The 21018-nt window shown below is 44.3% G+C and carries 19 protein-coding genes; 2 read left to right on the top strand and 17 right to left on the bottom strand.

Translation table 11 applies throughout. The annotated features are described in order from the left end of the window. Position 1: 1 nt before the first annotated feature. The 9 genes from MHI14_RS17010 to MHI14_RS17050 form a co-directional block, all read right to left on the bottom strand. Complete coding sequence (locus MHI14_RS17010) at positions 2-376, bottom strand: hypothetical protein (protein ID WP_341130851.1); 375 nt, start codon at positions 374-376, stop codon at positions 2-4. A 228-nt stretch (positions 377-604) separates the two neighbouring features. Further along, positions 605-2695 carry a serine hydrolase domain-containing protein gene (locus tag MHI14_RS17015; protein ID WP_341130852.1) on the bottom strand — a complete coding sequence of 697 codons (2091 nt, stop codon included), beginning with the start codon at positions 2693-2695 and terminating at the stop codon, positions 605-607. Positions 2696-2734: 39 nt separating this feature from the next. Next, complete coding sequence (locus MHI14_RS17020; protein ID WP_341130853.1) at positions 2735-4189, bottom strand: alpha/beta hydrolase family protein; 1455 nt, start codon at positions 4187-4189, stop codon at positions 2735-2737. 45 nt (positions 4190-4234) lie between these two features. Next, positions 4235-5218, bottom strand: coding sequence for an alpha/beta hydrolase (locus tag MHI14_RS17025; RefSeq protein WP_091030829.1), 984 nt, complete (start codon positions 5216-5218; stop codon positions 4235-4237). A gap of 126 nt (positions 5219-5344) precedes the next feature. Next, positions 5345-6331: an alpha/beta hydrolase gene (locus MHI14_RS17030; protein WP_091030831.1), complete on the bottom strand. Its 987-nt coding sequence runs from the start codon at positions 6329-6331 to the stop codon at positions 5345-5347. 217 nt (positions 6332-6548) lie between these two features. Beyond that, positions 6549-7919, bottom strand: coding sequence for a sensor histidine kinase (locus MHI14_RS17035; protein WP_091030833.1), 1371 nt, complete (start codon positions 7917-7919; stop codon positions 6549-6551). Further along, positions 7916-8590, bottom strand: a complete 675-nt coding sequence (locus MHI14_RS17040; protein WP_249910796.1) for a response regulator transcription factor — start codon at positions 8588-8590, stop codon at positions 7916-7918. Before MHI14_RS17040 ends, MHI14_RS17035 begins: the two co-directional genes overlap by 4 nt. Before the next feature lie 73 nt (positions 8591-8663). Beyond that, on the bottom strand, positions 8664-9197 hold the full coding sequence (locus MHI14_RS17045) for a GNAT family N-acetyltransferase (RefSeq protein WP_339309335.1): 534 nt from the start codon (positions 9195-9197) through the stop codon (positions 8664-8666). 90 nt (positions 9198-9287) lie between these two features. After that, positions 9288-9893 (bottom strand): TetR/AcrR family transcriptional regulator, encoded by a 606-nt coding sequence (locus MHI14_RS17050; protein ID WP_062834267.1) that lies wholly within the window; start codon positions 9891-9893, stop codon positions 9288-9290. Positions 9894-10175: 282 nt separating this feature from the next. Here MHI14_RS17050 and MHI14_RS17055 point away from each other — a divergent pair, with 282 nt between their 5' ends. Further along, positions 10176-11615 carry a DHA2 family efflux MFS transporter permease subunit gene (locus MHI14_RS17055; protein ID WP_341131718.1) on the top strand — a complete coding sequence of 480 codons (1440 nt, stop codon included), beginning with the start codon at positions 10176-10178 and terminating at the stop codon, positions 11613-11615. A gap of 91 nt (positions 11616-11706) precedes the next feature. On the opposite strand, the gene MHI14_RS17060 is transcribed toward MHI14_RS17055, so the two are convergent. The 3 genes from MHI14_RS17060 to MHI14_RS17070 form a co-directional block, all read right to left on the bottom strand. Continuing rightward, the gene (locus tag MHI14_RS17060) at positions 11707-12948 is read right to left on the bottom strand and encodes a cytochrome P450 (RefSeq protein ID WP_341130854.1); all 1242 of its coding nucleotides are present in this window, start codon (positions 12946-12948) and stop codon (positions 11707-11709) included. 215 nt (positions 12949-13163) lie between these two features. Then, on the bottom strand, positions 13164-13451 hold the full coding sequence (locus MHI14_RS17065; RefSeq protein ID WP_091030847.1) for a hypothetical protein: 288 nt from the start codon (positions 13449-13451) through the stop codon (positions 13164-13166). After that, positions 13448-14590 (bottom strand): NAD(P)/FAD-dependent oxidoreductase, encoded by a 1143-nt coding sequence (locus tag MHI14_RS17070; protein ID WP_341130855.1) that lies wholly within the window; start codon positions 14588-14590, stop codon positions 13448-13450. The genes MHI14_RS17065 and MHI14_RS17070 overlap by 4 nt, the downstream gene beginning before the upstream one ends. 295 nt (positions 14591-14885) lie before the next feature. Here MHI14_RS17070 and MHI14_RS17075 point away from each other — a divergent pair, with 295 nt between their 5' ends. Next, on the top strand, positions 14886-15701 hold the full coding sequence (locus tag MHI14_RS17075) for an AraC family transcriptional regulator (RefSeq protein WP_091030852.1): 816 nt from the start codon (positions 14886-14888) through the stop codon (positions 15699-15701). Here MHI14_RS17075 and MHI14_RS17080 read toward each other — a convergent pair. The 5 genes from MHI14_RS17080 to MHI14_RS17100 all read right to left on the bottom strand — a co-directional run bounded on the left by MHI14_RS17080 (position 15698) and on the right by MHI14_RS17100 (position 20994). After that, the gene (locus MHI14_RS17080; protein WP_341130856.1) at positions 15698-16339 is read right to left on the bottom strand and encodes an HAD family hydrolase; all 642 of its coding nucleotides are present in this window, start codon (positions 16337-16339) and stop codon (positions 15698-15700) included. The two genes, MHI14_RS17075 and MHI14_RS17080, sit on opposite strands and share 4 nt — an antisense overlap. Before the next feature lie 39 nt (positions 16340-16378). Further along, positions 16379-16972, bottom strand: coding sequence for a DUF1349 domain-containing protein (locus tag MHI14_RS17085; RefSeq protein ID WP_341130857.1), 594 nt, complete (start codon positions 16970-16972; stop codon positions 16379-16381). Positions 16973-17275: 303 nt separating this feature from the next. Beyond that, positions 17276-18520, bottom strand: a complete 1245-nt coding sequence (locus tag MHI14_RS17090; RefSeq protein WP_091030860.1) for an MFS transporter — start codon at positions 18518-18520, stop codon at positions 17276-17278. 92 nt (positions 18521-18612) lie between these two features. Continuing rightward, the gene (locus tag MHI14_RS17095; protein ID WP_036608226.1) at positions 18613-19644 is read right to left on the bottom strand and encodes a zinc-dependent alcohol dehydrogenase; all 1032 of its coding nucleotides are present in this window, start codon (positions 19642-19644) and stop codon (positions 18613-18615) included. Between the two features lie 42 nt (positions 19645-19686). Further along, positions 19687-20994: an aminotransferase class III-fold pyridoxal phosphate-dependent enzyme gene (locus tag MHI14_RS17100; RefSeq protein ID WP_341130858.1), complete on the bottom strand. Its 1308-nt coding sequence runs from the start codon at positions 20992-20994 to the stop codon at positions 19687-19689. Positions 20995-21018: the final 24 nt, after the last annotated feature.

The raw sequence follows: 21018 nt of genomic DNA on the forward strand, positions 1-21018 counted from the left end.
CTTATTCACTCTCACTCTCCAGATCCTTATTGGGACTTACATCTTCATTTTGCAGCTCGAAAAGATGGATATACTCGTCGATGACCTGATCAATAGCTTTCAACTCCCCACTGATCATCGGGCGAATATGTTCATACTCCTCCTGACCAAGTTGTCTGGCGAGCGTTGTTCTTCGATTCTGCATTTGTTCCAGAAATACAAGAATCCGGCCGCGACGGAATGTTTGCGCTCCATGGCCCCGTTTCCCCTGATGTTCACCATGTCCTCTGCCACGTCTGGAACGCTCTCCACGTTGCTCATTGTCACTCACATCACGTTTCGGACGTTCACCTTGACGTACACTTCCATCCATCTCTTCGATAGGACGATCTCTCATTTGTGCCACCCCCATTACGTGTATACATATGTATACAACGTATTCATGTATACGATTGTATACGTGATAATAAGGGGTGTCAACCTAAATTTTCCAATAAAGTAACTACACTTGTATGTTCACCATCTCCTCAACAGAAAAAAGCCGCGATTTCGCGACTTCTTTTGTTTTTCACTATTTTTACTCCTACGAAAATCATCATCTTTCACTGCACCAAATCTATTGTTACTATTTCAATGAAATTTCAAATGTGGAATCCACGTCACCTGCAAATACAATGCGGCCGTTTTCTGGTAAAACAACCTCATTCTGACCGCTGACTACGGTGTGATTAATACATATACCCTTCTGATCATATACGGCAAAGCCGCCAGTTGCAGGCATTTTAACCGTCATGACTTTTCCTTTCACCGTTGCTGGTATCGAAAACCATCTGGCATATCCATCTGCTTGAATCGTTGCTAGAGATTGTTTACCCGAATAGAGTGGTTGTACCATTTCCTCACTGGCGTATATGCTACCAACCGCTGTAATGTACTCTACTCCGTTCTTTTCAGCAAAATAAATCTCCTTTGTATCACGTCCAGCCATGCCAGGGATTTGAAGCTCCGTGACTGCTTCGTTTGCTCCAATAATCTTAGTGTTGGATATATACCCCGGGGTCTCTTTGTCCAAATGAATCGGGAGAATTGGTGCTGAATTGAGATAAACCGTTGATGTGTATTTCTCATTCACCAGGTAATATTTTTTACCTTCACGCTGCCCCCATGAGGCCGTAATATCCTGGGATAATTCATTGACTTCCAGCTTCTCCGCTTTATATTCTGAGAAAGCCAACTGACCAAGTCCTGGCAAGGATACAAAAGATCGAGACCACAGATAAGTCCTTCCATTCTTCTCCTTAACAAATTTCAACTTTTCCGTGCCTTCATCGTTAACAAAAGTACCATCCGCTGTATAGGTGTATGTTTGAGCCGGATTACTTGGAGCTGTGAGTGTGGATACAGTCAGTTGTCCAGCATGATTCATTTCGATCTTCTTAACCGAATTATTGGCACCATATATACCAGCATACGTAGATATTTCTTCAGGCATATCGGCCTTCACTGGCACGCCAAATGATTTTTCCGGCTTCCGTTCTGTAATAATCCCCTTTTCCTCAAGTGCGCTGAGCAATAATTCACTCGCAATGAACTGATCTTTGGCACTTGTCCCACCAGATGAAGTAACGGCTGCAGCCAGATTGTATTCCGGCAATACGATTAATGATGAGTGATAAGATATGGTATCTCCACCTTTGGTTACTGCTTTGATGCCGTATTCACTGAATGGGTACAGATTTACACTATCCCACCCTAGCCCGTAAGATATAGACGTGTCGCCACCCTCCGGCCACATGCCTCTTTTGTATTCTTCTTGCGGCATGGCTTCGACTGACTTACTGGAAAGAATGTCTTGGACCTCTCCCGTGAAGATTTGTGAAAACTTCACAAGATCTTCAGCGGTGGAATAAATGCCTCCAGTAGCGATGACATTATAATTCTCTTGTGGAAGCTGACCCTCAACCAAAGGAGAATAGATTCCTGCCATTGCTGCCGGGTCAACCACATCCTGTGGTGTTTTGGTATGTTTCATGTCCAAAGGTTCCGTAAAATATTGATGTATAAAAGTTGTAAAACTCATGCCGCTAACACGTTCAACCATAATCTCGGATAACGTAAACCCATCGTTACTATACACGGAGAATGCGCCGGGATCTGCCTTCAGGTTTTGACTCGCCAATTGCTCGAGAAACGTATCATGTGAGTACGTATCATTATCCCCGTACAATGTGGCATTGCTGCCAGTGCTGCCCAGCAGACCGGAAGAATGATTCAACAGCATGCGTGGTGTGATTTGTTTGTAGCGATGATCTTTCATCTGAAAATCCGGTATATAGTTCACAACAGGCAGATCCAAATCAATCTTGCCTTCGTCAACTAACTTCATAACAGAAGCTGTGAGGAACATTTTACTAGTTGAACCTATGCCATAGATCGTATCCGGCGTCAGAGGCACCTTGTCCTTTAGATCGTTCTTGCCTGTCTGACCGGACACCACAATCTCGCCACAATCGATTAATGCATATTGCACACTGGTCGTATCATACGTCTCGGTAAGGATCTTCGCTTTCTCCGCTACTATTTTCTTGGTTGGTTCATACGTCAGATCGCTGTTGTTACTCGTAGCTGGTGCGGCCATGACTGACATTGGAGCTAACATCGTTAACACCAGCGTTAAGGCGGTGATTGAAGTGCGTTTTCCCTTTTGTCGTCCCATTCACATCATCTCCTGAGTTTACATGTTTGTTTTGGTTGATTAGAGCTCTTCTGGGTCTACAAATTTCACCTCCGGATACAAGTCGTTCGGTCCCTGAATCAAATCTCCACCGGTACCTTTCAGTTGCTTGTTAAAGAAATCGAGTACATATTCGTTTACGATGCTTGATCCTCTTTTACCATTGATGTCTCCTGTGATCCCGGACAGTTTAACCAGCTCCGAATAGAATTGAAGGTCCGTGAAATTGAAGTGCTGGGTTCCTTCTACATAGATCACATTTCCCCCATGATTGATAACATTTTTCATAATGTGCAGCTCATCTGAAAGAAATTTAGTTACTTCATCATCCGAATTTCTATCCACTTCAAAATTGGCTAACCAGTCTTCAAAACTTCCTGATCGGATGAACATAAACGGCTTGTTTATATCATCTCTATTTTCCACTTCATATAGTGACCCATCCATATTAACCCCGGCCTTGATTCTCTGATCTAAATACGTTGCATTAAACGCGGTTGCACCCCCAAAAGAATGCCCCATCGCGCCTATGTTATCTAAATCGATCTTTCCTTTAAACTGACTTTCGATTGCACCTGAATTCAGCTTTTCGATTTGATCGATTACAAACTCCACGTCTTTCGTCCATATATTCCCTGTTTTTGTACGTTCATCTAGTGTAGTCGTACTTTTTTTATAATCCGTTACACGGCCATCTGGAAAAAGCGTAGCAAAGGTGCTATACGTATGATCGATGGTGACCACGATAAACCCATGACTGGCCAGATTCTCCGCCTGTGATGCTTGTAGAACTCTACTGGTTCCCATACCATGAGATAGCACTACCACGGGATAAGGACTTGTGGAAGGTAATATTTCTACATTTTCATAAGAGTTGGTGTGACTATACTTCAAGTAGTCGAGTACAAATTCGGGCATTTTTAAAGAAGCAGAGAAGCTCTGAATATACTTTTTGAACATTTCTTTATTATTTGGAAACAGCGTGTCACGCTTGATATTATTCCTATTTTCAGTAGGGTACCAAACTTGAACCATTAGTTCCCTCTTATCGCTTTGATCTTCAGTGAAGCTTTCGTCTCTGTTCTGGTCCGTTAAATGAAATGTTTGAGTTCCCACTTTCTCTGGACCATCCGGCTTCGGCAAATTAAAGACAGGTAAGTATACAGACAAGGCAGTAGAAGCAACCAGCAGAATGACAATCAGGGAAGATAAACTATATTTCAAGAACTTCCCTATTTTTAGATTCATCATCTTTTCGGAATGTCTGAGTAAAACAATAATTATGAATAGAGCCGTCATGATATATACCAAAAGCAACTGCCATCTGTATCCCTCAACTAACAATTGAACTACGAGTATAACGCTACTTCCTATCCCCAAACCCAATCCTGTTTTCTTTGCACTTCTTTTAATAAATAGTAGGTCTACGAGTAAAGCAAAACAGGATAGAACTAACAGTATCTCAAATAATCTCATGTTGAATTCCTCTCTCTTTCATCACGGCAACGGCCGAAACCATATTTATTTTGCTTCGTTCATAAATGCTCTTACATCTTCAGCAATTTTTTTGAATTGAGTATGATGTAAATAATGTGAACCATCCATAGTGATGACTTTCCCATGTACTGAATCTTTGATCTGCCCTTCATGCAACGGAATCCATCCTTCAACACCTTCATTATTTGCTTGTACAAAGAGAAGAAGTGGAAGGTCTTTAGGGAAGGTTAAACCTCGAGCACCTTTGAAATTGGAATAAATATGATCCATCTCATTTAATGACGTGGGATTATACATGTTTTTATTTGAGATCATTTTCATCTGCTCAACTGTGTGATCGTCAAATGCCAGTCCCTCATAGGGGTCTGCATTTACTTTCATCATTAATCTTAAGAGACCTGTATTTCTGAGAAGCGCAAACGTTTTTAATGGGAACTTCGCATCTGTAATACTAGGTTGGGTGGAAACACTACTGTCGATACCGACAAAAGCAGTCACCTCACCCGGATATTTGTTCACATAATCAATGCCGTAAATGCCTGCAATAGAGTGACCCATAAGCATGTACTGATGAATATCAAGTTGTTGCAGAGCTTCATGAATTTCACTTACGATATTCTCTGTGGTTCTTTCTTTTTCAGTTTCATCACTTAATCCATAACCGAATGGCTCAACAGCAACCACTTTGTAATATGGAGATAATTCATCAATAAGCAGCTTGAAATCAAGCGCTGGTGTTGCTGTTCCATAACCGGGCAGAAGCACAATCGTTTCCTTGCCTTCACCTTGAATGAGCACATTCATATTTTTCCCGTCTACAGATACATGCTGACCGTAGGGCTCTATCTTTTTCGCCTCTGAATTACTACTAATCACATTTGTGATATAAACAATACCTAGAAATAGAATAATGGCAATTAAGATTGCGCCCAGTACTTTAAGTATAATATTTCGTACCTTCTTGAGCCTGGTTCTGTTCTTGGCTTTTTTTCCTTCTGGTAGTGTCACTCTGATCTTCTCCTGTCTTGAACTGTTTGTTCGGTTGTCTTCTTTGCTGCTAATGAAATCTTATCCAATGAAAATGTACTCCCCGTGACGTCAATATGAACTGAATATGAATAAGTCAATCAATATTTATTGCTGCGTCATAAAACTCCTGAATTTTTCAGCGATTTCTTTGGCATGGGAACGGTATAAATAATGATTTGCTTCGAGTAGCATCACTTCACCACGCACAGAATTCTCTATTAACTTCTCATGTTCAGGAACCCAATTCTCCGCTACCGGATGATTCTTTTGAACAAAGAAAAGAACCGGGAGATTAACAGGCAACGTTTGCTGTTCAGCTGCTTTAAAGTTGGAATACATGCTTACAATCTCGTTTAATTGAGTTGAATTAAACATGTTCTTTTGTATCAAAATGTTCAATTGTTCTTTGGTTTGTTCATCATACGGTAGCCCAGCATATGGATCATCACTCATTTTTAATTGCAAACGTGGGAAACCCAAGTTACGGTACCATGTAATCGGTACGATTTCTGATGCTTCAACCTTCTGTTCACTAATCGCTGGAACACTGGTGTCCAGCCCAACGTATGCACTTACTTCATCTGCATATTTGTTCACATAGTCCAGACTATAGAGCCCTGAAATGGAATGACCCATTAAGATATACCGATCAATATGTAGACTTTGCAGCGCTTCGTGGATTTCACTGACGATATTTGCTGTGCTGCGTTCCTTGTCAGTCTGATCACTCAATCCATAACCAAAAGGTTCAACCACAACGACTTTATAATAGGGAGATAGTTCTGAAATAAGTGGCTTAAAATCAAGTGCAGGTGACGCTGTTCCAAAACCCGGCAGAAGCACAATCGTTTCCTCGCCTTTGCCTTGAATAAACACATTCATATTTTTCCCGTCTACGGATACATGTTGACCATATGGTTCCATTCTTTTTTGCTCCGAATAACTGCTGATTTTGTTAACGGTATACACGGTAGCTACAAAAAGTAGGATTACGATAACGATTGCGGCAAACACTTTAAACAAGATGTTTAACACTTTCTTTATTTTGCTTTTACTCTGTACTTCTTTCTCTACATGTTGATTCACATTCATCTGCTCCTATCCTCATCTGTATATTGGCCTAACAGGCCGCTAATTCAAGCCTAACTAACAAAGATGTACTCCCAATGACCTTAATATGAACGGAATATGAACAAGCAAAAAAAATGCCATGTAGTAACATACAAGGAAGCTTGCATGTTACACATGGCATAAAAATTCGGTTTAAATACTCCGTGGATATTCTAATTCATTCACCTATCCTGTGAGCCTAACTATCCGTTGGTGGATGGATGGGCAACGTGATAATAAAGGTCGTACCTTGACCAGGTTCGCTTTCCACTCCGATGTCACCCTGATGAAGCGATACGATCTGTTTAACGATTGCTAGTCCCATACCACTCCCGTCGTATTTACGACTGTGGGAACGATCTGCCTTGAAAAAGCGGTCGAATATACGCTTCTGGTCTTCCAGGGGAATTCCAATGCCCGTGTCGGATATTCGAACAGTCACATTTTTGAAATCCTCTTCGATACGGACTTTAATCATACCGCCATCCTTGGAAAACTTGATGCTATTTCCTATGATGTTTGTCCATACCTGATTTAACTGGTCGTGATCAGCCGTTACCTTCACGTTCTCCAAATCAAGCTCGAAATGAATGTTGCGCGCAGACCATTGCGGCTGAAGTGCCACAATGACCCGCCGGATCTGTTCATCAAGGCTTAAGGAATTGAGCCTTAGTTGCTGTGACTGCGATTCAAGCAAACTCAGCTTGAGCAGGCTATCGCTCATTTTGGACATTCGTTTCGCTTCAGAGATGATAATATCCAGGTAACGGTTTCGCTCTTGTTCTGAGAGGTTTACTTGCTTCAGTGCCGAAGCGTAACCGGATATCGAGGTGAGCGGAGACTGAACCTCGTGTGAAACATTTGTAACAAATTCCCTGCGCATCTGCTCCAACTGCTTCAGATCATGCATCATTTCTTCAAAGCTGCGAGCCAACGTACCAATCTCAGTCGTTTGCTTAATGTTCAACTTGACGTTGAAATCTCCAGCTGCAATTCGTTTGGTTGCTTGGGTCAACTTCTTGATCGGTCTCACCAGATATACAGAAGCAACCAGGATTAACAAACTTCCTGTCATCAACGAACTGATTGCAAAGATCAAGCCCCACTTGACCACAAACGTGGCTGAGGGAGGTGAGAGTGTTTCCAAAAACATCGCTTTGGTTCCCATCTCCGTTTTCAAAGGCAACCCTAAAATCACCGTAGCGATCCCATCCCTCGTATCTTGAACAACGCCCCCAGCTAATACTTTCTTTAGTTGCTCACTCGTCACAGCAGCAGACTTATGTCCGTTAAGTTTTCCGTAAGACTCGAACTGACCGGAAGCTTCGTAAATTCGGATATGATAGGAATTGAGCTGCTTCATTCCACTTACATACAAGTCCGCTTCACGTAAAGGCAGGGTCTTATAAATCTGCACAACGTCTTGGCCAAAATTACGCAAGTTAATTTGAGCGTTTTGGTTCAATTTGTCCTCAAATATCCAGGTAGACACAAAAAATGAAATGACCGTACCAGCGATGACAGACCCCAGAAAGGTCAGGACCACACGAATATATATGGATCGGATCATTCATGGACCTCAAGTCTGTATCCTAGCCCACGCACCGTTTCAATCCGAAAGTCAGGTGTAGTCGCGAATCGTTCGCGAAGGCGCTTAATATGTACGTCTATTGTTCGATCATCTCCGGCGTAGTCAATTCCCCATATCTGATCAATCAACTGCTCACGTGTGTAGACTTGTCCTGGTGTTCCAGCAAGTTTATACAATAATTCAAACTCCTTAAGTGGTAACGTAAGCGACTCCGTACCTCTTGTCACCTTATACGTCTGACGATCCAGAATGACGTTGCCAAAATGGATTGTGTGTGTAGAGCCAATTTTGTATCGTTTCAGCAATGCTCGGACACGAGCGGTAAGCTCCAATGGATCAAACGGTTTGGTCAAATAATCATCCGTCCCCAATTCGAATCCTTTCACTTTCTCCCAAGTCTCTCCTCTCGCGGTCAACATGAGTAGCGGGAGGTCGGGATTCGCTCTTCGGAGTTCCTTGCACAGTGCCCAACCGTCCATAACAGGCATCATAATATCAAGCACAACCAGATCCACTGGAGTTTCGCCATACACGGTGAGAGCTTCCTTACCGTCGGCAGCTTCCACCGTTGTGAATCCATCGTTTTTTAGAAATAAACAAACGAGTTCGCGAATGTTCGCATCGTCGTCTGCAACGAGTATAGTAGCCATAGTTTTTTTCTGTCCTCTCCGTTACGTTTAAATATATAGTTCAACTTCTATAGTAAATAGTAAAACATCGTGCTTATAGTAAGTCCACAGCAAACATCGTATGTTCTTTCAACATTCCCTGGATTGGCACAGGCTGTGACCCATTCTCCTTGAATCCTGCTTTTTGAAGAACACGGATGGAGCCTGTATTATCAGGTACAGCGCCAGCTTCGATTCGAGTAATTTCAGTTTCGTGTTTGGCAAACTCCAGCACACACTGCAGGGCTTCGCTCATATACCCTTTTCCTTGATGTAGAATATCCGTCACATAACCAACGATCCATTTTGGGGTAGAATCCAATATGATCTCAAACAAAGAAATTTCACCGACGAGTTCATCCGTTGTATGTAGAAAAAGTCCAAAAGAATAGCGATTTCCTTCTTCTCTCTTCTTGTTCCAGCTCTCAATAAGTGACCTTTGCCCTTCCAGGCTGTAGAAAGAATCATCCCGATTACTCGCTGTGATTTTCTCGATTTCCGTACGGTTACGAATCTGTAGATCCAGAAGCAAAGAGGCATCTTCCACATTCCAAAATCTTACATAGATACGTTCTGCACTATATTTCATTACATTATTCCTCCTCTATTACATTAGGTGAAATGGGCTGAAATTTCCCTGTCATATCCCCCCGTTTGCCGTCAGCGGATTGTACTTTGATTATATCAGGTCATTATAGGAGTACGAGCGAATCAACGAGAATTGTTTCGCCAGAAAATGCGGGGAATAAGGCATATCATTACGCAGCCAGGCGACAATGGTACCAATCAGGGCCGAAGAACCGTACCAGATTGCGATTTCTTTGTGAATGCCGGACTCTTCCAGTTCATCCTCCATCTCCACCCGATCAATCTTGGCTTTGACCAGCGTACTCAACAATTTGAGCAGTCGTTCGGTAAAAATCGGTGTGCGCTTTGTAGCAAGTACCACCTGATAAAACGAGGCGTTCTCTGCAAAATGCTCCAGTAACTTGACCAAAACAGGCCAAGCCTCTTCCGTCCTTTGTTTCTCAAAATGAGGAGCATATTCATCCACGATCCGTTCAATATGCTCGATCATCTCATCGGCCATCTTCTCCATCATATCCGTAATATCACGATAGTGCAGGTAGAAGGTTACCCGATTGATCGTCGCTCGTTCGGCAATTTTGTTGACTGACAACTTCTCAATATCCATTTCCTGCAGCAATTCAACAAATGCACCTCGAATTAACTGACGTGTTCGCAATATTCTTGGGTCCACGGCTGATTTCTTCTCGTCTTTCACGTGTATCCCTCCTATCAAATTTTAAACATTACAATTTTAAACGATCAGTCGTTTATTTTTGATTTACACAACAAATTCATTTTATTTGTAAAATAAACGACGAAAACACGTCATAACGTAAATTGTAATCTGTCCGAATATGTATATAATTCAATAAATACAATGTAAACTATACAACACGTTGTAAATTTAGTCACGCGTGGATTGAAAGGATGAAAAGGATTGAGTCAGGCTAGAGTACAAGAAGAATTATCCGTAAAGAAAGGCCCCATCCTGTTTATCATGATTTTGGGAGCCTTCCTTGCAACGTTGAATCAAACGATCATGAGTGTCGCTACACCGGAACTGATGGGTGATTTTAATATCTCCGCCGCAACAGCACAATGGTTAACGACAGGTTACATGCTGGTGAACGGAGTGCTGATCCCCATTACGGCCTACTTCATGCAACGCTTTTCAACCAAGCAATTATTCCAAGCTTCCATGTTTATTTTCCTGATTGGTACCATCGTATCCGCTCTTGCAAATAACTTTGGCACACTGCTGACAGGACGTATGATTCAGGCAGCGGGTGCCGGCATTATCATGCCGCTCTTGATGCACGTTATTTTGACCTTGTTTGCCCCTGAAAAACGAGGTTCTGCGATGGGTATGGTTGGCTTTGCCATCATTTTTGCCCCTGCAATCGGGCCTACCCTTGCCGGTTATATCCTTGAGAACTACTCTTGGCAAACGATGTTCTACGGCATGATTCCATTAACTCTTATTGTCATTGCCTTTGCGTTTGTATACCTGAAGAATGTATCCGAACGGGTCAACACAAAGTTCGACACAATCAGTGTGGTGCTGTCCACGATCGGATTTGGCGCATTGCTCTACGGGTTCAGCAGAGCAGGAAGTCTGGGATGGTCAAGTGCAGAAGTTCTAATCTGCATTGCGGCAGGAATTGTTGCCCTTGCTCTGTTTACCTGGCGTCAGCTCGTTTCTGAAACTCCGCTGCTTGATCTGCGGGCTTTCAAGTACAATATGTTCTCCCTGACCACGGTCATCAGTATCGCGATTACAATGATCATGTATGCTGACATGATGTTGCTTCCCCTGTATCTCCAGAACGCACGTGGTTACACTGCACTGGAGTCCGGATTATTACTCCTTCCGGGTGCTCTTGTCATGGGCTTCCTGATGCCTGTAGCCGGAAAATTGTTTGACCGATTTGGAGCAAAATGGCTGGCTGTTATCGGGATGGTGATCACCATCGTGACGACAATTGGTTTCATCGACTTAACGGATTCAACCAGTTATGGTTACCTGGTATTAATGTCAACCGGCCGCCGAATTGGTATGGCTCTGCTCATGATGCCGATTCAGACTGCGGGGCTTAACCAACTGCCACCAAGACTTGGTGCACACGGTACTGCTATCTCCAACACCGTCAGACAAGTGGCTGGCGCTGTAGGTACTTCATTGCTCGTAAGTGTCATGACCTCCCGTACAACTGCACATGTACAGGATATGATAGCGACTGGTGCAGCCAATGGTCTCAGTCAAAAACAGCTTGCTACAGAATCCATGATCCAGGGTATCAATGATGCTTATGTTGTTATCATCGGTATCGCTGTTGTGGGATTGGTTCTTTCCTTCTTTATCAAACGTACCAAACAAGCCAAAGAGGAAGAAATCAAACAGGTGGTAAGACAAAAAGTTTCTATGAATTCAAATTAAGGTGTCCAGCTTCATACTTGCTTGCATAACAAAGCGGCAGATCAAGACGTTTACGTCTGATCTGCCGCTTTTTAGGTTGTATCCCGTATGATTACTTCTCACTCGCAACGATCTTCACTGGCAGATGGGTCAACGACTGCCCCGGAGCTGATGTGGCCAGATTATTCTCCAAATCAAAGGAGTCTACCGGTTCAATCCGAGCAATCTTCTCCACAAATGCTGTCAAGGCAATGCTGAGTTCCATTCTTGCCAGTGGGGCCCCTAGACAAAAGTGTGGGCCATTACCAAAGGTAAGATGTCTTTTGTTATTACGACGATGAATATTCAGCTCAAAGGGCTCTTCAAACATCTGTTCATCCATATTGGCTGCACTCATCCAGGAGATGACAACATCTCCTTTTTTCAAATCCACTCCGAGCAGTTGATTATCCTGCTTCACTGTCCGATGTCGCTTGGCATTATGGAACCGATAACGAAGCATTTCTTCCACTGCGAGCGGAACCCATTCGGGGTTCTGCCTGAGTTGGCCATACAAGCTCGGGTCATCGTAGAGGAAGGAATAGAACGTATTTGAAACCATATGGCTTGTTGTCTCTATACCGGCTCCAAGCAGAAGCATGGTCGTGCGAACAACCTCATCCTCCGTGAACTTCTCCCCCTCAACATCAACGTTCAACAGATCGGTAATGATATCCTCACCAGGATGGGTCCGTTTGTGTACCACAATGGGGTACAGGAATTGATAGTACTCTTGCGCTGCAGTTTGTTTTTTCAGTTCACTCTCTTCAGCAGTCTTCGGATTGGTAGGTTGAAACAGAATATCTACCCAGTTCTTGAAGCGATGACTGTCTGTGAGAGGGATACCGAGCAGATCAGCCATAACCATCGAAGGCAGCGGAGCAGCCAACGCTTGAACAATATCAATGGTCGTATTTGGCTCAATATCGGCTACCAGCTGCTCTGCAATGTTGCGAATGCGTGGCTCCCAGTTCTTCAGACTACGCGGTGTAAAAGCAGCAGATAACAACGAACGACTTTTTTGATGACGGGGAGGATCGATACTTGATATGTTTAATTTGTCTGGAGGCGTGCCTTCATTGTTCTTTGCTCCAACGGCAATGGTTGTCCGGGTTCCTTCGGCTGAAAAATACTCATGATTACTCAGAACCTGCTTCACATCATCGTATCTGAACACATTCCAGGTGTCTGTATCTTCGTGATAGTACACAGGATGCTCGGACAGCATTTTTCGAAACCAGTGAAGTGGGAAAAACTCTTCAGATCTGGACTGAAACCCCGTGATGTCCTCAACGCGTATCATTTCTTTATACATTTGGAACCCACCTCTCAGCATAGTTTCGTGATTGGTTACATGGGTACCTGAATTGACAGTTCAGCACCCGATTCCATTTTATACCATACGTTCATTTATTGATATAAACCATTTGAAATAAATCAGAAAAACCCCTTAATATAAGGAGTTTTCGTTTTATACGTATCGTATATTATTTCTGTCGGTGTTTCAGAGAGATCAGCGATATATACCGATCAATCGCCTAGTTTCGCCAATGCTTCCTGTAGCTGATCCAGCTGTGCAGACAAGGTTTCAATCAAGTTCTGCGTGTGGCGTGCCTTCTCCATTAAAATTTGCTCTTCAGAACTGTCTTCCGATGCATTACCGATTGGTGTTGACTTCAATTCCGACAATTCGCGTTTGTATGTTTCTTGTTTCTCCAAAGCTATGCGCAGTTCTTCTTTCGTTGTACCGATCTGATGTTCCAGATATATGATGTCGGACGAATTCGCCCCATCGGATAAACGTTGTGAATATGTCATAGTTCACCTCTTTCAATTTCATCCATTGCTTTGCTAACAGCATAGGGCTCAATATCGATATCCAGCTCCATGCCGAGAGCTAGTTTCGCCAGTTGACTCCCGATAAAAGGACCCATGGTCAATCCAGAGGCTCCAAGTCCGTTCGCTGTAATCAGACCTTGCCAGCCTGGGACAGCCCCCATTACTGGCAGAAAGCCAGGTGTGAACGGACGGAACCCAACTCGTACTTCCTGGAATGTACTGTCTGCAAGACCTGGCGCCAGTTCCAGGCCTTTATTCAAAACTTCCTTCATGCCCCCTGCGGTTACTCTTGTATCATAACCCTCCACATCATTTTCATGAGTGGCACCAATCACAATCTTCTGTTGATCAAAGGCCAAGAGATATTGGTCAGAAGGTGGCATGATTACAGGCCAGCGGCCTGTATCCTCCCCATCCGTGACATGTAGATGCATAATTTGCGCCTTTTGATAATGCACTTTAAAGTGTATGCCGAGCGGCTTCAGCAGTTCGTTGGCCCATGCACCTGAACAGACAACGACTTCATCTGCCAGGAAACTCCGATCATTAACACTCACACCAACGACCCGATTTGCTTCGAATTGAAGCGTGGCGTCTCCATGGATCACTTCCGCTCCATTTCGCTGTGCAGATCGGATCAAGGCATCGCGAAGCGCCCTTCCATCTATACGTGCAGCACCGCTGATATGTACCGATTGATAACGTTCATCCAGCAATGGAAAACGCTCACGGGTTTCTTTGGCATCAAGAGGTGTAATGTCGCCAATCTCCGGTGCATCTGCTTTGCGAAGATGGGCCCGTTCTTCCATCTTGTTGATTTTGTCCACATCCGTATGAATACTAAGCGCGCCCACTTGAGCATAACCGGTTTCCATTTCTCCTTCGCCTTCAAGCTCCGCTATGATGCCAGGATAGAACCGCGCACCAGCCTTGGCGAGCTGATACCAGTCCTGATTACGTCGCTGTGACAGCCATGGACAGATGATCCCAGCAGCTGCATCCGTTGCCTGTCCTATATCTTTTCGGTCTATGATGATGACCTCTGCGCCATGTTTGGCTAATTGATAGGCTGTTGATGCCCCCAGAATACCCGATCCAACTACGATGACTTTCTTCATGTTTGCATCCCTTTCCTTAATCACTCATCCGTTATAGCGTATACTGTTTCGCATTCTGTTGGCAAGGCAGGCGTACTTTTAGATCCATAGATAGAGGCTGATCAGACTACAGTTCATACTCATTCATCCAATAAATATTTGTTGAAGCATTTATATGAAAACGTTTTATATATCGTCCGTCATTCAATTAAAATTATTCCATTTATGTAATATAATTCTTTCTAGGTTTCTTTTAACTCTGTAACCACGCCACTTACGCACATGATCCTTTAACGAAAAGAGGAATAACACAACGATGCCGAAACCTAGCATGGGGAATCCGCTGGATACCGATATGCCGCTCATGATTACAGGGCAAAACCAGTTGACCGTTGATGAATTGATGAATTGGAGCGACCATTCACGGGATTACAGCATTGTACAGTGCATCGGAGGAACAGGGCGAATCGCAGCAAAGAATCATGAATTTTCGATCAAAAAAGGGACCGCTCTCATTTTGTTCCCGGAGGTAACCTACCGTTACCACAATCTGAGTGATTCATTGCGATTTGATTGTCTGTCTTTCAATGGCTATTTGTTGCCACGGTTCTTGCATACCTTGCAGATCGGGGAGCTGCGCGCCTTCAAGCCGGATGGAATGCTTCATATCCTGTTGCGTGAAATTACGTTGGCGCTGCAGTCCCGGCACAAGGATCGAATCTGGCACGTCTCCGCATTACTGTACATGCTTTTGGTCAGATTAACCATTGAAGGTGAACGCTATAGTGCTTACGAACGTTCTGATGCCCGACTAAGATTGGATGAACTCATTACTTTTATCAAACAAAATTATCATCAGGATATTTCTCTCCCCATGTTGGCTGAGCAGATGGACGTTACCGAGCAGCACCTCAATCGAATATTCAAAAAAGAATTTCAAATGACTCCATTGGAGTATCTGATGCGATATCGGTTGTTGAAAGCCAAGGAAATGCTCATCGAAAATGACGCTACAACCGCTCATGAAATAGCCAAAGCTGTTGGTTTCAACAGTGCCAGTTACTTTGGATCAGTGTTCAAAAAATACGAAGGGATCTCCCCTATCGAGCTACGCAAGCAGTATCTGGATTAAAGCGCCTCCATATCAATCTCGGCCAGCGAGGATAACCGCAGTTCATGCATGGCGAATTCCAGACCACACGTTACCTCGTTAGGCACGATGATACAACGAATACCTGCTGCATTGGCTGCCTTCAAGCCATTAGGTGAGTCTTCGAACACAATCGCTTCGGAAGCTTCGATCCCAAGACTCCGGAGAGCAAGAAGGTAAAGTTCAGGGTCCGGTTTCACTCGCTTCACATCCTCGGATGTATGAACGACTGTGAAATAATCAAAAATGCCTAATTTCTGCAAGTAACCATGCACCCAGTCCCGTGTGGAGCTGGAAGCAACCGCAAGCTGAATCCCCTTCTGCCTCGCAGACTGAAGCAATTCATACACCCCCGGAAGAATGGCGGCCTGTCCCAAATAGACTTCGTATTTCTGTTCAGAGAGCAGTTTGATATGATCATGATCTATCTTTTTTTGGAGCGCCTGCTCCAGATATAGAAATGGATGAAACTCCTCAAAGGTTGTCCCCACATTTTTCGACCATAGCTCCAGACCAAGTTCCACTCCGTGCTCTTCATAAATATCGCGAAATGCATAATACCAGGGTGTCTCTGTATCCACAATGAGTCCATCAAAATCAAATATAAACGCTTTTATCATGAACCTGTTCTCCCTCCAATGATCGGCCGGGGGAGCGGATTAGAAACGTGCGGTCAAGTCCGGATGAGTAACGTTCACGGATAAAAAGTGACACGTACAGCCCGTTCCAGTTGGCGATTGTACAACTAATCCAGCTCGAAGTTCCCCTTGTATCGGCATGCCGAAATAACGAATTAGTTTCCACTCATCCCCATCGGGTGAATAAAAGAATGATATGCAGTCCTCTACTTTGCGTATACGCAGATAAGGATTAAGTACGGAGACTTCAACCGAATTGCAATCATCGGATGAACCATCACGTGTCACCACCGACACGATGGTAGGCACTTTTCCATCATACTCAAAACAAATTTTGCACCAGTTAAGATCATCCGCCATCACCATCAGACATCCGGAATCGTATTGATTTTTCATATCAACGGTTAATTGGGTTGTAATTTCAAAATCGCCAGGCACAGGCATGGACAAGAAAGGAGCAGTTGCACGAATGTGTTTGCCCGCAGGGTCCTGGAAAAAGTCGGTGTCCGCATTTGCCTCCACCAGCACACCTCCCTGATCTGTAAAGGACCAGCTTTCGGGCTCGTTCATCCAACTCCATTGCTTCCGCGCTTCTGTTGTCATTACGTTAGTCATTTTTAGCAGCCTCCCAAGTTAAAATATGTTCTAGCGGTAGTTCAAAAAGTACGCTTTTGATTACTAAGGATGCCTAGTGGCATCATCAGCATCGAATATGGCATTCAGCCGAAATAAGTGTGGGCTTACGAAGTATGTTTCCTTCGGAAACATTGCGGTTGCTCACGTAGTTTTCCTACGCTCCGCTACTCCATTTCTAGCTTCATCCCATCTTCTCGGTACTGAAAACCGCTCTTTTTGAACATGCATTTACTCATTTTTTCTGTACTACATATTCGCTCCAAATACAGTAAACCCCTTTTTCTACATATTTTTGTAAGGTTCCAGCACTTGGGAGTGCTTTTGCGGATCTGGCAGGAAGAACATAATGACCATGAGTACGATGTATAGACCAAGAATGACACTGAACAACAGGGTTGGATTGTGATGATAGAGCAGGCCCGTCAGGTAACCGGATGGAATGGCTGTAAGCGTCATAACTGTCTGCACGGCCGAGAACATATCAGCTTTCTCATGCGTACCCAATCGGTTCATCAATAGGGAGTCCCGGTACGTCTGCAAAATGAAGTTACCCGCAGCGAGCACGATTAGCGTGAGAAACAACATTCCTATATTCCCCACAGGGATCAATAGAAACAGAATGGCTCCGGCGGTGCTAAGCACGATGGAAAAACCAACATACTTTTCTTCCGAACGCCGTTTCAGTCGCGGAATGATGACCAGATAGAGCAGCATGACGGTTACCGCAGTCACTACTGGGATAAACGAAATGACACGGTCATCAAATTTCAACTGTTCCTTGAAGAAAATAACCTGAAAGAAATTCAGCTGCAGAATCAGATTGGATAACACCGTAATCAGAATAATCGGAAAAAGTCTCCGTTTGTAGAACGATTTGCCGAACAGGCGCAGACTGGAACCCAAGCTCTGAAGTACGCGGGTTTTACTATGCAATCCCATAAGTTCCTTGCCGACCTCGGTCTCATCCGTGTATCGGTTACGAATGAAAAACATGGCGGTCATGAGGATGCCCCCGACAAAGTAAATGCTGGCCAGTGTTGGTACAATACCAAAATCAGCAATGACAACTCCGGCAATCGGCGTAAGTACCCCAGCCCCTGTAATAATCATGTTGAGAATGGCAAACACTTTGGATCGTTTGTGTTCCTCCACATCCTCTATGATTAGACAGTTAAAGGCGACCGTTACAAACTTGGATGTTGCATTCAGTAAATAAGCGATCAGGAACAGCCAGAAGTTCTGGGAGAAGGCCCAGATAAACATGGGAACACTCCAGGCAAGCAGATCAAAGATCAGCGTTGTTCGTTTTCGTCCCAGTTTATTTGTAATGGAACCCGCAAACAATTGAAAGATAAAGGCAAAATAAAGATTCACCGAATTGATTAAACCGATTTCTATGTCCGAAAGTCCGGCTTCCTTCATATATAAAGGAGCGTAGAAGAGAACGATCGTGCCCGGAATGGCCCATACCGGTTCGAGTAAAATGGAGTAGCGTGGATTCTTCGGCAAATCTTGAAGCAATTTCAATCGATATCCCTTCCTTCTGCGGTTTTTACCGCTGCGAATTCCAACCTTTCGCAGCGGCAAACCCGCCAATGTCTACATGCTTATAGTACCTCTTATAGGATAAGAGCTGTTTTGACCGAATTCATCGGCAATTTCTCTCCAGTATGCATGTCATAACCAATGGTTCCATTAAAGGCCTGTTCATAATCACTCAGCAATTCCTTGGCGGTCACCATCTGTTCCAGTTCCGGGATACTTTGGGCAAATTTCAGTGCCGTACTGATCATCGAGTGATTAGCAACCGCGCCAATGATACTAATGCCATCATTAATCACGGCTGTTGATTTGAACGTCACCTCATAGCTGTCGTCATATCCCATAGGAATAATCTTGCCGCCTTTGGCAATCAGCTCGAACCCTACATGAAGCTGGTTACCAACCGCGTCCACTACAATATCAAACTTTTTATTATTATTGATCTCGTATACTTTATCCAGTGTCAGATCCTGAGGATAGAACACATGATCAGCGATCCCTGAAGCGAACTCTTTGCGGTATGGATCAACTTCCGTGCCTACAGTAAGCCTTGCCAATCGTTTGCTAACAAGCTGACACAGGGAACCGATTGCACCCGAACCGAGGACCAGTACGGAGTCACTTGGCTTAGTCCCTGCTTTCATGAACGTCTGAAGTACACATCCCAGTGGTTCGATCATCATGGCCGTTTCCCAACTCATGGAATCCGGGATGGCATAGATATACTTTTCGTCCCCGACAAAATATTCAGCAAAGGTTCCGTGTGTCGTCATCCCTACTTGATAGTCATCAAAATTCTCGCAGTAGATGAACAGACCCTCACGGCAGTATGAGCAGGTACCGCAAGATTGCGTGGGATCAACCAATACCCGATCACCGATCTTGAAACCACGAACATCGTCGCCCACCTCAACCACTGTGCCTACGCCTTCATGTCCAATGATCGTTCCTTTATTCGCCGGCACTTTGCCTTTGACAATATTCAGATCTGTCCCGCAGATGCCGGAACCATAGATTTTAATTTTTACCTGGTTTGGCTTTTGAATGGTTGGCTCCTCAATCTCCTGGTAAGTCACCTGTTTAAGATCCTGATATACGAGTGCTTTCATTTAATAATTCCTCCTAGTCGATTTTCAATTATGATCTATGGATTAAGCTTCAAACGTTTTCGAAAGTTGCATCGCATGAAGATGTTCCTGCTTCTGAATCTCTTTCCAGTCTGACAGGATCTGCAACAGCGCTTCCTCGACCCACAACAATTCTTCCCGTGTATGGGCATCGGAGAAAATAAAGTAACCCTTGGTGAAAATGCCGAAGTGAGCCATTCTCTTCACCATAAACTCGCGGAAAGGATCTGTCTGGAAGTTATCTTCAGCCAAGGATTGAATGCAGAAGCTTGCATACGTCCCTCTCACTTCCAATTGATCCGTCAATCCGAGTAACACAAGTTCAGATTCCAGACGATCCATGATCCGGGTTGCTGGATCACGCCAGGTCGGCCATACTTTCGCATTTTTCATTAATCGTTCACAGGCAATGGCTGCCGCGAGCGCTGTTGTTTCGCTGGAATGGGCATTACTGAATCTGACCTGTCCTGACAAGGACATCAGGTGCTCAGGCCCCATAACCGCTGCGAGCGGTAAACCGTTGGCCATACCTTTAGAGATACAGAGCAGATCAGGCCAGATGTCATATTCTCCTGCTGTAGCCTGCTTGCCCATTCGAATACCGGAAGTGACCTCATCAAATATGATAATGATGTCCAGAGAGCGACATAGGTTTACAGTTTCCTCCAGCGCGTCCCTTTTCCACTCGTTGGGGCATAGAACAATACATGCGATATCCTCGGGAGATGAGGTAATCTGGGCCTCAATTCGCTCCACAGTAGGTTTGTTGACCCAGATCGTTGAACGCTCGATATCCACCGGGATGCCACGTTCTTTCGTCTGGCCACCATAATAGCCGTAGGCAGACCAATCGTGCCACCCATGATAAGCCGTCGCAATAACCTTGCTCTTACCACTTGCAGCACGAGCCAGACGTACAGCTCCACTCACTGCATCGGCCCCACTCTTGGTAAAGCGAAGCGATGGATAACGACCCTCGAACCGCTCCAAAATCAACTCGGCGCATTCAAGCTCAATGTCGGCAGGCAAAGAAAAGCTTGTCCCTTTTTTCAACTGGTGAATGACGGTTAATTGGACTTCATGTCTGGCATGGCCCCATGGCGCCGTACCCATGGCCATCTCGCAATCCAGCCATTCATTACCGTCGATATCTGTAAATCGGGATTTGTAAGCCTCTGCACAACATACGGGTGTATGCCCGGGAAATAAACGTTCAGGTGCTTTGGCTAAAGTGCTGCATCCGCTCGGAATTACCTTTTCGACTTGTTCCAACCACTCCAGATTACGGGTAAATCTTACGGCACGATCGAGCGTGCTCTCTTTTTCTTTCACCTTAAGTACCTCCCTGTTTATTTT

It is taken from the genome of Paenibacillus sp. FSL K6-2393, assembly GCF_038002545.1.
Taxonomy (GTDB): Bacteria; Bacillota; Bacilli; order Paenibacillales; family Paenibacillaceae; genus Paenibacillus.

Coding starts and splice junctions, on each gene's coding strand:
- MHI14_RS17010 (WP_341130851.1), bottom strand. CDS start 376: ATGAGAGATCGTCCTATCGAAGAGATGGATGGAAGTGTACGTCAAGGT.
- MHI14_RS17015 (WP_341130852.1), bottom strand. CDS start 2,695: ATGGGACGACAAAAGGGAAAACGCACTTCAATCACCGCCTTAACGCTG.
- MHI14_RS17020 (WP_341130853.1), bottom strand. CDS start 4,189: ATGAGATTATTTGAGATACTGTTAGTTCTATCCTGTTTTGCTTTACTC.
- MHI14_RS17030 (WP_091030831.1), bottom strand. CDS start 6,331: ATGAATGTGAATCAACATGTAGAGAAAGAAGTACAGAGTAAAAGCAAA.
- MHI14_RS17035 (WP_091030833.1), bottom strand. CDS start 7,919: ATGATCCGATCCATATATATTCGTGTGGTCCTGACCTTTCTGGGGTCT.
- MHI14_RS17040 (WP_249910796.1), bottom strand. CDS start 8,590: ATGGCTACTATACTCGTTGCAGACGACGATGCGAACATTCGCGAACTC.
- MHI14_RS17045 (WP_339309335.1), bottom strand. CDS start 9,197: ATGAAATATAGTGCAGAACGTATCTATGTAAGATTTTGGAATGTGGAA.
- MHI14_RS17055 (WP_341131718.1), top strand. CDS start 10,176: ATGATTTTGGGAGCCTTCCTTGCAACGTTGAATCAAACGATCATGAGT.
- MHI14_RS17060 (WP_341130854.1), bottom strand. CDS start 12,948: ATGTATAAAGAAATGATACGCGTTGAGGACATCACGGGGTTTCAGTCC.
- MHI14_RS17065 (WP_091030847.1), bottom strand. CDS start 13,451: ATGACATATTCACAACGTTTATCCGATGGGGCGAATTCGTCCGACATC.
- MHI14_RS17070 (WP_341130855.1), bottom strand. CDS start 14,590: ATGAAGAAAGTCATCGTAGTTGGATCGGGTATTCTGGGGGCATCAACA.
- MHI14_RS17075 (WP_091030852.1), top strand. CDS start 14,886: ATGCCGAAACCTAGCATGGGGAATCCGCTGGATACCGATATGCCGCTC.
- MHI14_RS17080 (WP_341130856.1), bottom strand. CDS start 16,339: ATGATAAAAGCGTTTATATTTGATTTTGATGGACTCATTGTGGATACA.
- MHI14_RS17085 (WP_341130857.1), bottom strand. CDS start 16,972: ATGACTAACGTAATGACAACAGAAGCGCGGAAGCAATGGAGTTGGATG.
- MHI14_RS17095 (WP_036608226.1), bottom strand. CDS start 19,644: ATGAAAGCACTCGTATATCAGGATCTTAAACAGGTGACTTACCAGGAG.